We start from the raw sequence: 12,383 nt of genomic DNA, 5'->3' as shown, positions 1-12,383 counted from the left end.
TGGTTGGCGGGGTGAACCGTTCTTGCGGGCAGATGGTTTGCGGGGTTGGGGTTGGTTTTGATTTTCCTCCCCCGTTAAAGCCAAGCGCCGAGGGAGTGGAGGGTGCCCTTAGGCTCCCGACCGACTGAGGGAAGCCCGGAGGGCCGCCCGGCTGGGGTCGCCTTTCTTTGGTTACTTTCTTTGGGGCCGCCGAGGTGGCGACGCAAAGAAAGTGACGTGCTCCGGCCACCGCCGGTATCAAATGCTTTTCACATCCGCGCCGAAGGCGCTAACACATCGCAATGGTGGATTGTCGCTTCGCTCCGAATCCACCCTACTGCCCGCATTGCAAAGGCCACCTACGGCGGCCCGCTGGATTCCGGCTCAAGGCCGGAATGACGAGTCAGTGGAACAAAACAGGCAGTCATATCCTCGCAAATACCGTAGCTGAACTCCCCCCAAGGCCGGCCGCTGCGGTCGGGAATAACAAAGCAGCAAGCAAGGTCAAACGCCCCGCCCAGCCAGCCCCCTGACACCCACACCTGTAGGACGACCGTCGCAAAACCCTGCAGCCAAATGCGCCCCACACCGACAACAATCGCCAGCAGTGGTGATTACCATCAATCAGGACTTCCGCCATCTGCCCGGAGAACGCCATGCCGTCCTTTCCCCAGCTCAACCACCGGAACGCCAGTGGCGCTGCGGTGACTACGGGCGCAGCGTTGACGCATGACCGCGCGACCTTTTTGCTGACCGCCGAACATGCCACCATCCTGCAAATGTTTACGGAGTACAAGCGGCGCAAGTATCTGTTTTCAAATGCCCAGAAAAAGTCGCTGGTACAGCAAACCTGCCGCCTGCTAGCCTGGCATTCGCAAGTCGAGGAACAGTTGTTCTACCCCGCCGCCAGAGCCGCGTTACACAAACGCGGCCATCTGATTGATGAGGCGCTGGTAGAGCATGCCAGTTGCAATGCGCTGATTGCGCATCTGGATGTCACGCCAGCCGATCATCCGTTGTTTGAAGCGCGCTTCAAGGTACTGGCCGATTATGTGGCGCTGCACTTTGCGGAAGAAGAAGACAACCTGTTTCCGCTGATCCGTGCACTGGGCACGCTGAATCTGAACGCTTTGGGCGATCAGATACTGGCTTTGCAACATGCGCTGCGGGATGAAGCCATAACCAATCCCACACACTAAGCCAGATCCGCGCCGCGCTCGGCCAGCAATTGGCGCAGCACGCTGCGGTGGCAGTGGGCTTCGTCTTCGCAATAGCAGCCAATGGCAAAGTGGCTTTGATGGGATAGCGCGGCCAGCAAGTCCAGCGTGCGGCTGGGTTCGGCCTCGCTCATTTGTTTGCGAAAGTGCTTCACAAACCGGTCCCATCCCGCCTGATCATGGGCGGCCTGGGCTTCCTGCACCAGTTCGGGTGCCGGAGAGAGCATGGGGTACCAGATGTCGTAAAAATCCCGGCTGGCAAATTCGGCCTTGGGTACGCCGCGTGGTGGTCGGCGGACGGTGCCAATACGCACGCCTTCATCTTTGGCGCGCGGGGAGCCCAGTCTGACAATGCGAATGGTCATCAGATCGCCTTGCAATGCGTAAGAAAACAGACCCCGTAGCCCGGATGAAGGCCCTCAGGCCGGGAATCCGGGGTGGCACTGTGAACAAGAACCTGCCAACGGTACAACCCCGGATTCTCGCCTTCGGCTTCATCCGGGCTACGTAGGGATTACGTGATAATCCGTTCCGGGTGACTGTAGACGGTGAGACGCTCGCCGCGCACAAAACCGGCCAGCGTTACGCCGGTATCTTGCGCCAGTCGCACCGCCAGTGCGGTGGGGGCGGAGATGGCCGCCAGGATGCCGAAACCGGCTGCGGCGGCCTTGTGGACCATCTCGTAAGAGGCGCGTGAGCTGATCACCAGTACGCCATCCCGCACGGGTTGGCGGGCGACGGCACCAATCACTTTATCCAGCGCGTTATGCCGGCCAATGTCTTCCCGCACCACAATGCTACCTGCATGCCACCAGCCAGCGGCATGTGCCGCACCGGTGGCCAGATTCAACGGTTGCAGCGCGCCCAATTGATCCATGGCGGTCAGCACATCGGTAAACGGCATGGGCGTGGCGCGCGGCAGGGCGGCAATCGGCCGGATGACGTTTTCCAGAGAATCCTGCCCGCACAGACCACAACCCGTGCGGCCGGTCAGGTTGCGGCGGTGTTCCTTGAGTGCGGCAAAACGTTGCTCCGGAATGCGGATTTCTACCTGCACGCCATCCGCCACCGGCACGACGTCCAGATCCAGCAATTCGCCGGGACGGGCGATAATACCTTCGGTCAGGGCAAAGCCCAGCGCAAAGTCTTCCAGGTCCAGCGGGCTGGCCATCATGACGGCATGAGAGATGCCATTGAACACCAGCGCCACCGGCGTTTCTTCGGCCAGGGTTTCCGGGCGCAGCTCAGTCTGGCCCCGATCAATACGCAGCGCCTCTACGCGGGTGGATTCTGCGGGCAGCGGCAAATCAAGCAGCGCGGTTATGGACACAGTGCCCTCCCCGCTTCGGTCAGCCAAAGTGTGCGGCGTTTGCCGTCTTGCTGGGTGCGCACCAGTGCCTGACCGTCTGCCTGGGTGGCGGCGGTCAGTACGGTCAGGGCGCGGTTAAGCTGGCTCATGCCCAGCTCCAGTTTCTTGCCGACCTGGTGGTCTGACAAGCCATCTTGCCCGGCCAGCAAGGCCATGATGGCAATCAGCGTTTCTTCCATGATTCATGCACCTGGGCTCAAGCGGCCTGGTCTGCCGACAGGGTCAGCACCACCGGCACGGATTTGGAGGCCGGCGTGCGGGCACGATCGGCCATGCTGTCCAGCGGCACCAGGTTATTGGTTTCCGGGTAGTAACTGGCCAGGCAGCCCGGCGGGATATCGTATTCCACCAGTTTGAAGCGCGGCGCTACGCGTTCACCATCGTGCCAGACAGAGGTCATATCCACCCACTGGCCGGCGGTGAAGCCCATTTTTTCCAGATCGTGCTTGTTGATGAAACACACGCGGCGCTGACCAAACACGCCCCGATAGCGGTCATCCAGACCGTAGATGGTGGTGTTGTACTGGTCGTGGCTACGCACGGTCATCAGGTTGAAAATCTGTTTGTCCGTATGCTGGCGGCGCAGCGTGGTAATCGGCATGTCGCCCGGCACCGGGTTGGTGGCAAACAGGGCCTTGCCAGTCGCCGTCACCCATTTGCGATCCCGTGCGGAGTTACCCAGATAGAAACCGCCCGGCACGTGCACGCGGTGGTTGAAGTCGGCAAAGCCGTCGATGACCTCGCCAATCTTGTCGCGGATACGGTCGTAGTCTTCGATCATCCACAGCCATGGTGTCTTGCTGTGTTTGAGCGTGGCGGCGGCCATGCGCGCCACAATGGCGGGCTCCGACAGCAGGTGTTCGGACGCCGGCGCGTTCATGCCGGCCGAGATATGCACCATGCTCATGGAGTCTTCCACCGTCACACCTTGCGCGCCGCCCGCTTGCTGGTCCACTTCGGTACGGCCCAGGCACGGCATGATCAGCGCGTCCTTGCCGTGCTCCAGATGAGAGCGGTTGAGCTTGGTGGTGACATGCACGGTCAGTTCGCACTGGCGCAAGCCGGCGCGGGTGCGGTCAGAATCCGGCGTGGCAGCGGCAAAGTTGCCGCCCATGCCGATAAACACCTTGGCCTCGCCCTTGAGCATGGCTTCAATGCCCCCCACGACATCGTGGCCGTGTTCTTGCGGCGGGACAAAATCAAAGGCCTTGCCCAGTTTGTTCAAAAAATCCACCGAGGGCTTTTCGTAGATACCCATGGTGCGGTCGCCCTGCACATTGGAATGCCCGCGCACCGGGCACGCACCCGCGCCTGGCTTGCCGATATTGCCCTTGAGCAGCAGCAGATTGATGATGGCCTGGATCGTCGCCACCGAGTGCTTGTGCTGGGTGATGCCCATCCCCCAGGTACAAATGGTGGCGTTGCTGGCCATATAGATATCGGCAATGTCGCGAATCTGCGCTTCCGAGAGGCCAGACTGTTCTTCGATGTGCTCCCACATCTGCGCATCCAGCATGGCCAGAAAATCTTCAAAACCAGCGGTGTGCTCTTCAATAAAATCGGCATCGATCACGCCGGATTCCACCACGGCTTTGGCCAGGCCAATGGCCACCGCCATATCGCCACCAATGCGCACCTGGTAATAGCTGGAGGCAATTTTCGAGCCGTTGCTGGACAACATATCCAGCGGGCTTTGTGGATCGGCAAAGCGTTCCAGACCGCGTTCACGCAGCGGATTGAACACCACAATGCGGCAGCCGCGCTTGGCGGCTTCCCGCAGCGTACCCAGCATGCGCGGGTGATTGGTGCCGGGATTCTGACCAAAAATGAAGATGGCTTCGGCGTGGTCAAAGTCTTCCAGCGTGACGGTGCCCTTGCCAATGCCAATCTGCTCTTTCATGGCCGTGCCAGAGGGCTCGTGGCACATATTGGAGCAATCGGGCAGATTGTTGGTGCCGAATTCACGGATAAACAACTGGTAGAGGAAGGCGGCTTCGTTAGAGGTGCGGCCGGAGGTGTAAAACAGCGCCTCATGCGGGCTGGCCAAAGCATTCAGGTGCTTGGCAGTCAGTTCAAACGCCTCATCCCAGGATACGGCCACATAGCGGTCGGTGGCGGCGTCATAACGCATGGGTTCGGTCAGGCGGCCTTGCGCTTCCAGCCAGTAATCATCCTGCGCGTTCAGTTCGGCAACGGTGTGCTGGGCAAAGAACGCACGGTCGATGCGGCGCTCGGTGGCTTCTGCCGCGACGGCTTTGGCGCCGTTTTCACAGAACTCAAAGGTGGAGTGATGGTTTTTGTCCGGCCAGGCGCAACCAGGGCAATCAAACCCGTCAGGCTGGTTTTGTTTAAGCAGCGTGTGAATCCCGCGCACCATGACGCCTTGCTCACGAATACTGTGCAACACGCTTTTGAGTGCGCCCCAGCCTCCGGCCGGTCGGTTATAAAACTTGATCGCTTGCTTGCTCATTCAAAACCACCTCAGATAAACCGCTTGTCACAACATACTCAGGCCGCGGCGCTTATTCAATAAGCGTTTGACGCAGGACAACAGCAAAATGTTCTGGCAAAAGGTTTGCCGCCCCGCCGCAATGAAGCGGACGGGGCGGAGAGTCATGCAGGTTGGTCCACCCGCATCCACTTAGCCAAACAGGGCTGCTGTTTTCTTGATGGTCTGGATCACGCCCCAGGCCAGCGGAATCAGCACATAGGCCCACAGCAACAGACCTTTGATCTTGGCGGTCATGTCTTAGTCCTCACGAGAGATGAATTTTTCGTCGACGTTGGTGATCAGCGCATTGCAGATAAAACCCACGATCAACAGGCCGGCCATCACATACATGGTGGTGCTATAGGCCGAAGCCTTGGCGACACCCTGGCTGATCTGGTAATCACGCATGTAGTTCACGATCACCGGGCCCAGCACGCCGGCAGCAGACCATGCGGTCAGCAAACGGCCGTGGATGGCGCCCACGTAACGCGTACCAAACTTGTCGGACAGATAAGCCGGGATGGTGGCAAAGCCGCCGCCATACATCGACAGGATCACGGCATACAGGCCCACAAACAGCGCTACGCTACCCGCGCCGACGGTCGGCACCAGCGCGTACAGCACGGCACCCAGCAGCAGGAACACCAGGTAGGTGGTCTTGCGGCCGATCAGGTCAGACACGCTGGACCAGAAGAAGCGGCCACCCATGTTGAAGATGGACAGCAGGCCAACGAAACCGGCGGCAGCAGCGGCCGTCACGGAACCCTTGAACACTTCCTGAATCATCAACGAGGCCTGACCCAGCACGCCAATACCGGCCGTCACGTTCAGGCACAGCACAGCCCACATCAGCCAGAACTGCGGGGTTTTCAGGGCGGTGTCGGCATCCACGTAAACGTGGCTGGCCAGTTTCTTCGGGTCTTCTTTTTCAACGAAACCTTCCGGCTTCCAGCCCGGTGCCGGCAGACGCACGGTGAACGCGCCAATCAGCATCGACACCGTATAGATCAGGCCCATGAACACAAAGGTCTCGGCAATGCCAGGACCGGCGTCAGACTTGAATTTGTCCATCAGGTACACGGCCAGCGGCGCGCCAATCATGGCACCACCGCCAAAACCCATAATGGCCAGACCGGTGGCCATGCCACGACGATCCGGGAACCACTTGATCAGCGTGGACACGGGCGAGACATAACCCAGACCCAGACCCACACCACCCAGCACGCCGTAACCCAGATACAGCAACCACAGTTGCTGCGTAGAGATGCCAAGTGCCGAGACCAGGAAACCACCGCCAAAGCACAGCGCAGCGGTAAACATGGTGGCGCGCGGGCCAACACGTTCCAGCCACTTGCCGCCAAATGCGGCAGACAGCCCCAGAAAAACGATGGCCAGAGAGAAAATCCAGCCCAGCGAAGGAATGCTCCAGCCGTAAGCTTTGTTCAGCGGTGCATTGAACACCGAAAACGCGTACGCCTGACCGATCGACAAGTGAATCGCCAGTGCGGCCGGTGGAATCAACCAACGGTTGAATTCCGGCTTGGCAATACTGAGGTTCTTGTCCAGTGTTGCGGCAAAACCCATCTATTTCCCCTTTTTATTCAAAACCTTTGCGTAAAGGAAGCGTGCAAACCCGTGCGTTGACGTGCAGTTCGATCAGCTCCGGCCAGTGGTCCAAAAAGCGCACTACCACAAACCCGACCCTGAGATGATGCGCCATATCATAGCGCTCTTATATGCGAAATGCGTTATATATGCGCCCGTTCCGTTAGTCGGATACAAGCGGCCGTCACCACGCAGGAAGAGTCTTACAAAACGAGGGTCAGACAGGCGGCTTTGTAAGGCGGCTTTCCAGCCGGAATGCGCCTTGCAGCACAACGCACCCGCTTTGCGGCCGTTCATCAGCCAATGCTGATTTTTGTACGTCAGACACTACGTGATGGGGATTTTTTACGTTTCATTCGGCTCTACCCCATCTGTTGTATCGCAATAAAGCAAGACGCTGCCCTCTGTTGAACGGCACAGGCCCGATGGGCCGATCGCGTAGCAAACTGCTGCATAAAGCCGTTATGGGCTGGTTCACACCGGCAGAGGTCTTGCTCACCTGCCATAGTGATCTGATGACGTAGGCATAGTCCGACACCCATATCAGTCTGCCCTGCGCGCCTTGCCCGGCGGGAGGTGGGACACTGGATGCGGCTTGTCTGGCCCTTGATCGACAGGAAGACGCATGAGATGCATCCGATACGTTTGCTGGCTGATGCTGCTGGCGCCAGGTGCTTTTGCCGATCCGGTACAAAGCGTGCCGCTGCTGGAAGTAGACCGCTATCTGGGCACCTGGTATGAAATCGGTCATCTGCCCATGTTCTTTCAGCGCAACTGCGTATCAGACACCACCGCCCAGTACAGCAAGAATGCCGATGGCACCATTGCCGTGACCAATACCTGCCGCCATGAAGACCGCCAACTGGATACCGCGCATGGCACGGCCTCGGTCATGCCCAACTCAGGCAATGCCCGGCTCAAAGTCCAATTCTTCTGGCCTTTTAATGGCGATTACTGGGTGATTGGCCTGGCACCGGATTATCACTGGGCGCTGGTGGGCTCACCCAACAACAAATATCTGTGGCTGCTCTCCCGCAGCCCCACCCTGGCGCAGACGGATGTAGACACCGCCCTGCAAATAGCGCGGCGGCAAGGATACGACCTGGACAAGTTTATCTACACCCCGCACAGCGATCGATAACGCGACCTCTGACGCGGGGCAGGAGCAAACCATGAAAGCAATCTGGAATGGTGTGGTGCTGGCCGATAGCGACGATACCGTGGTGGTGGAAGGCAACCATTATTTCCCGCGTGCGGCGCTGGACGACACCTTGATCGAACCCTCCCGCACCCACACCACCTGCCCATGGAAAGGCGAAGCCAGCTATTACACACTGAACGTCGGCGGCCAGCGCAATCCGGATGCCGTCTGGTACTACCCGGAGCCGAAAGACGCCGCCAAACAGATCAAGGACCGGGTAGCGTTCTGGCGTGGGGTGACGGTGGAGCCTTGATGGGTGGAAAAGGCCACCTGCGGCGGCGGCGCTGGATTCCGGCGTGCGCCGGAATGACGAGGTGGTAACCACCCCAAGGGGCTGCTTGCGGCGGCAGGTCACGTTGCCCGGCACAAACCCATCCGGCACGTAATCCCCCACCACGCCGTATTGATGCGGGAAGGCCCGGGTGGATTTCACTCAGTGCCAAACGGTCATCAATAAAGCCCAAGTGCGGCGCGTGGTTGCAGCATTTGCAACAGTTCTTGCCAGGCACTGTGGGGTTTGCCGCATTCTGCCGCTCTGCCCCGCGCTTTGATCCGGCCCGGCGCTGGCACGGATCATGCGTTATACCGGTTTTGTACCTTGTCGGAGTTCCCCCATGAGCCTGCCCCGTTTTCTCGCCCGCGCCGGCCTTGCGCTGGCCGTTGCCCTGCCACTGCTGGCCCAGGCCGATGCCACGCTCACCCTGGATCAGGTCATCGCCGGGCCCCAACGCACACCGGCCCGCCAGCAACGGGATGTATATCGTCACCCCGCGCAAACGCTGGACTTTTTTGGCCTCCGGCCCAATCAGACCGTAGTGGAAGTCTGGCCAGGTGGGGGCTGGTATACGGAGATTCTTGGGCCGTATCTGAACGGGCACGGTCGCTATTACGCCGCGCAAGTGTCTGCGGATGTCGATAAGGAACGCGCTGATGAAGTCACCGGCTTTGATAAAACGCTGGGCACTCATCCGGAACTCTATGACCACGTGGCCGTGCTGACCTTTGAACCGCCGCAACAGGTGGATATCCGCCCTGCCGGCGGTGCAGATCTGGTGCTGACTTTCCGCAATGTTCACAACTGGCTCAAAGACGGTAGTGCGCCGGCCGCGTTTGCGGCGTTCTACCGCGCGCTCAAACCGGGTGGCGTGCTGGGTGTGGAAGAACACCGCGCCGCGCCGGGCACCAGCTTGCAGCAGATGATTGATACCGGTTACGTCACCGAAGAAGCCGTGATCAAGCTGGCGCAAAGCGCCGGGTTCAAACTGGCGGCGCGCGCAGAGATCAATGCCAACCCCAATGACACCAAAGATTACCCGAACGGGGTCTGGTCATTGCCACCCTCCTACAAAGGCGGCGATCAAGATCGCGCGCGCTTTGCTGCGATTGGGGAGTCTGACCGGATGACACTCAAGTTCATCAAACCAGCCCCTTGAGGCGGGCTATTTTCAAACCAGACAAGAAGATCATTCCACAACCAGGCCAATTATCAGAGTTGGCAAGCAAGACCAGAATGCAGCCATCGACAACACACGCGGCTTCTGGAGATCACCATGCGCTTGCCCACCCTGATTCTGGCCTCTGCTTTACTCACCGCGACCCTGAGTCCTTTTGCGGGGGCCGACACGGACGTGTTGCCCCAGCCGCATCACCTTGCGGCGACCAATACCCCTGACAGCGCCAGCGTAATTCTGGCAGCCCGCCGCTATGCCGCATTCTGGAATACCGGCGACACCCGGTACGCCGACCAGGCGCTCTCCCCCGATTTCATCGACCGCACCTTGCCTGCTGGCCGCGTACAAGGCCCGCAAGGCCCGCGCCAGGCGTCCACCGCCTTTCGGACTGCCGTGCCTGATCTGACCGCAGAGATGGAGGACGTCATCGTCAGCCAGGATCGGGTAGCGGTACATCTGCATTTCAAAGGCCACTTCACCGGGCACTTTGGCAACGTGCAAGGCACCGGCCAGAGCATCGACTTCCAGGCTTTTGATCTGTACCGCGTGGCCGATGGCCGCATTGCCGAAAACTGGCATCTGGAAGACAACCTGACCCTGCTGCAGCAAATGGGCATCGTCCAGCCATAACGCCCCACCGGAGGATCACCATGACCTGGACTTTTGATCACGTCAGCCTGAACGCCAGCGGCCAGCAGGAGATCGCCCGTTTCTTTGGCGATGTCCTGGGCTGGCAGCCAGGTTACCGGCCGGATTTCGGCTTTGACGGCCAATGGCTTTACAACGGCGAGCAAGCCGCAGTGCACCTGCTGGCCCGGCCGGGCACTACGCCACACGTCACGTTTGCCCACCTGGCATTTCGCACCGATGAAGCGGCCGAGGCCGTGATTGAGCGGGTTCGCGACAGTGGCTATCGCTGGCAGGCCGGCCGCCATCCGGACAAGCCGGCGGCACAGATTTTTGTTGAATTACCCGGTGGCGTCGTGCTGGAGCTGGAAGCGCCGCTGACCACGCCAACCGGCTCCCCCAACGAACCGACCAAGTAACCAAGTGACCAAGGAAATCATCATGACAAGCACAACGCTTTTTGACCCGCTGCAATTGGGCGCCACCACCTTGCGCAACCGCGTGGTCATGGCCCCCATGACCCGCGCCCGCACCACCCAGCCGGGTGATATTCCCAATGACCTGATGGCCGAGTACTACGCCCAGCGCGCCGGTGCGGGCTTGCTGGTGACAGAGGCGACCCAGATCTCCCCACAAGGCCAGGGCTACTCGTTCACGCCGGGGATTTTCTCCGCCGAGCAAGTGGCAGGCTGGCGCACTGTGACAGAACGGGTCCACGCCCTGGGGGCCAAGATTTTCCTGCAACTGTGGCATGTGGGCCGGGTATCGCACAGCGTGTTCCATCATGGCCAGCCGCCCGTGGCCCCCTCGGCCATTCAACCCAAAGACACGCAGGTATGGATCGTGGGTGAGGATGGTGTTGGCCGCATGACCGATTGCCCCATGCCGCGCGCGCTTAGTGTGGATGAGATTGGCGGCATCATTGCCGATTTCCGCCGGGGCGCAGCCAACGCCATTGCCGCCGGTTTTGATGGTGTGGAAGTGCATGGCGGCAACGGCTATCTGGTGGACCAGTTCTTGCGCGGCGTCTCTAACCAGCGTACCGATCAATACGGCGGTTCCTGCGATAATCGCACGCGCTTTCTGGTGGAGTTGATGAGTGCGCTGGCCGATGAAATTGGCGCGGACAAAGTGGGTGTACGGCTGGCCCCGTACATCACCTTCAAGGACATGGCAGACCCGGATATTGTCCCGACCATTTTGCGCGCGGCCGAACAACTGGACCCACTGGGGCTGGCGTATATCCACCTGTCTGAAGCGGATTGGGATGACGCGCCGATCATTCCGGTCGATTTCCGTCATGCGCTGCGCCGGGTGTTTCACGGCAAGATCATTGTGGCGGGCGGTTACGATAAACAGCGGGCGGAGGCGATCCTGGCGACGGGCCTGGCCGACCTGGTGGCCTTTGGCCGGCCATTTGTAGCCAATCCGGATTTGCCGCAGCGGCTGGCGCATAACCTGCCGCTGGCACAGCCCGATGGCGCAACGCTATTTGGCGGCAATCAGCAGGGCTACACGGACTATCCGGCCTACGCCTGAGGCCGTACCGGGCAGATCAGACGGTCTGCCCGGCAAAGTGCGCCAACAGAAACTCAATCAGCAATTTAAGCCGCAAGGGTTGCAGCCGGTTCGCGTGGTACAGCAGATTGAGCGGTGCGCTGTCGGTAAAGTAATCATCCAGCACCGTCACCAACCGGCCAGCGGCCAGGTCTGCCGTGATATCCGGGCGGGATTTCCAGGCGTAACCATAGCCTTGTAGCGCCCATTTGCGGATCACTTCGCCATCGTTGCTGTGGCGAATACCGTTAACGCGCACGCTGGCTTGCTGGCCGTGCTGTCGGTAGCGCCATTCGTTCATCGGGCCTGATCCGGTCACCAGCACCAGGGCGGGCAGGTTTTGCAGATCAGCCGGTGTCCGGGGTGCGCCCGTCAGCGCCACGCGTGCTGGCGCAGCACATACCACCCGCTGGCTGGGCAGCAAGGGGCGCGCCACCATACTGCTATCTGTCGGCTGACCGTAACGCACGGCCAGGTCGATATCGTCCCCGACCAGATTGGCGGTGGAGTCCGTCAAAGACAGCGCAAAATGCACTTCCGGATACTGCGCAGAAAACGCATCGAGCGCCGTCAGCAAGAGGTTGCGACCCAGATCAGAGGGCGCGGAAATGCGCACCACCCCTTGCACCTCGGTCCGGCCGGCTTGCAGCGCGTGCTCAGCCTCCAGCAATAAATCCAGCACTTGCTGGCTATAGGCACGGTAAATCTGGCCTTCATCGGTCAGGCGTAACTGGCGCGTGGTGCGTTCAAACAAGCGCACCTTGAGCGTGGTTTCCAGTCGCTGAATGCACGCGCTGGACGCGGCAGGCGATAGTCCATGCTTGCGCCCGGCCGCAGAAAAACTGCCCAGGCTGGCTGCATCCAGAAACAAACGCATATCGTTAAG

Annotated in this window: 12 protein-coding genes and 1 pseudogene; 7 read left to right on the top strand and 6 right to left on the bottom strand. The window is 60.1% G+C overall.

Annotated elements, in window-relative coordinates:
• The first annotated feature begins 635 nt into the window (after positions 1-635).
• Positions 636-1,178, top strand: a complete 543-nt coding sequence (locus tag HNQ50_RS17610; RefSeq protein ID WP_184102515.1) for a hemerythrin domain-containing protein — start codon at positions 636-638, stop codon at positions 1,176-1,178.
• Here HNQ50_RS17610 and HNQ50_RS17605 read toward each other — a convergent pair.
• From HNQ50_RS17605 to HNQ50_RS17580, 5 genes and pseudogenes are all read right to left on the bottom strand, one after another.
• Entirely contained in the window at positions 1,175-1,561 is a 387-nt protein-coding gene (locus tag HNQ50_RS17605) for a DUF488 domain-containing protein (protein ID WP_184102514.1), read from the bottom strand. The two genes, HNQ50_RS17610 and HNQ50_RS17605, sit on opposite strands and share 4 nt — an antisense overlap.
• A 149-nt stretch (positions 1,562-1,710) precedes the next feature.
• A complete protein-coding gene (gene fdhD / locus HNQ50_RS17600; protein WP_308419180.1) occupies positions 1,711-2,526 on the bottom strand; it encodes a formate dehydrogenase accessory sulfurtransferase FdhD in 816 nt (271 codons plus the stop codon).
• Complete coding sequence (locus HNQ50_RS17595; protein WP_184102513.1) at positions 2,517-2,744, bottom strand: hypothetical protein; 228 nt, start codon at positions 2,742-2,744, stop codon at positions 2,517-2,519. Before HNQ50_RS17595 ends, fdhD begins: the two co-directional genes overlap by 10 nt.
• A gap of 17 nt (positions 2,745-2,761) precedes the next feature.
• On the bottom strand, positions 2,762-5,035 hold the full coding sequence (locus HNQ50_RS17590; protein ID WP_184102512.1) for an FdhF/YdeP family oxidoreductase: 2,274 nt from the start codon (positions 5,033-5,035) through the stop codon (positions 2,762-2,764).
• Between the two features lie 171 nt (positions 5,036-5,206).
• Positions 5,207-6,640: pseudogene (locus HNQ50_RS17580) on the bottom strand (L-lactate MFS transporter).
• Positions 6,641-7,286: 646 nt separating this feature from the next.
• Between HNQ50_RS17580 and HNQ50_RS17575 the strand changes: the two are divergent.
• From HNQ50_RS17575 to HNQ50_RS17550, 6 genes are all read left to right on the top strand, one after another.
• The gene (locus HNQ50_RS17575; protein ID WP_184102509.1) at positions 7,287-7,802 is read left to right on the top strand and encodes a lipocalin family protein; all 516 of its coding nucleotides are present in this window, start codon (positions 7,287-7,289) and stop codon (positions 7,800-7,802) included.
• A gap of 31 nt (positions 7,803-7,833) precedes the next feature.
• A complete protein-coding gene (locus HNQ50_RS17570) occupies positions 7,834-8,115 on the top strand; it encodes a DUF427 domain-containing protein (protein WP_184102508.1) in 282 nt (93 codons plus the stop codon).
• A 361-nt stretch (positions 8,116-8,476) separates the two neighbouring features.
• Positions 8,477-9,295 (top strand): class I SAM-dependent methyltransferase, encoded by an 819-nt coding sequence (locus HNQ50_RS17565; RefSeq protein WP_184102507.1) that lies wholly within the window; start codon positions 8,477-8,479, stop codon positions 9,293-9,295.
• A 117-nt stretch (positions 9,296-9,412) separates the two neighbouring features.
• Entirely contained in the window at positions 9,413-9,943 is a 531-nt protein-coding gene (locus HNQ50_RS17560; protein WP_184102506.1) for an ester cyclase, read from the top strand.
• Positions 9,944-9,963: 20 nt separating this feature from the next.
• On the top strand, positions 9,964-10,359 hold the full coding sequence (locus HNQ50_RS17555) for a VOC family protein (protein WP_184102505.1): 396 nt from the start codon (positions 9,964-9,966) through the stop codon (positions 10,357-10,359).
• Between the two features lie 22 nt (positions 10,360-10,381).
• Positions 10,382-11,479, top strand: coding sequence for an alkene reductase (locus HNQ50_RS17550; protein ID WP_184102504.1), 1,098 nt, complete (start codon positions 10,382-10,384; stop codon positions 11,477-11,479).
• 16 nt (positions 11,480-11,495) lie between these two features.
• Here HNQ50_RS17550 and HNQ50_RS17545 read toward each other — a convergent pair whose 3' ends face one another.
• The gene (locus HNQ50_RS17545; protein WP_184102503.1) at positions 11,496-12,374 is read right to left on the bottom strand and encodes a LysR family transcriptional regulator; all 879 of its coding nucleotides are present in this window, start codon (positions 12,372-12,374) and stop codon (positions 11,496-11,498) included.
• Positions 12,375-12,383 lie beyond the last annotated feature (9 nt).

Origin of the sequence: Silvimonas terrae (genome assembly GCF_014202765.1) — a bacterium.
GTDB classification, from domain to species: Bacteria; Pseudomonadota; Gammaproteobacteria; order Burkholderiales; family Chitinibacteraceae; genus Silvimonas; species Silvimonas terrae.
This window is presented reverse-complemented; position numbering and strand designations above follow the sequence as displayed.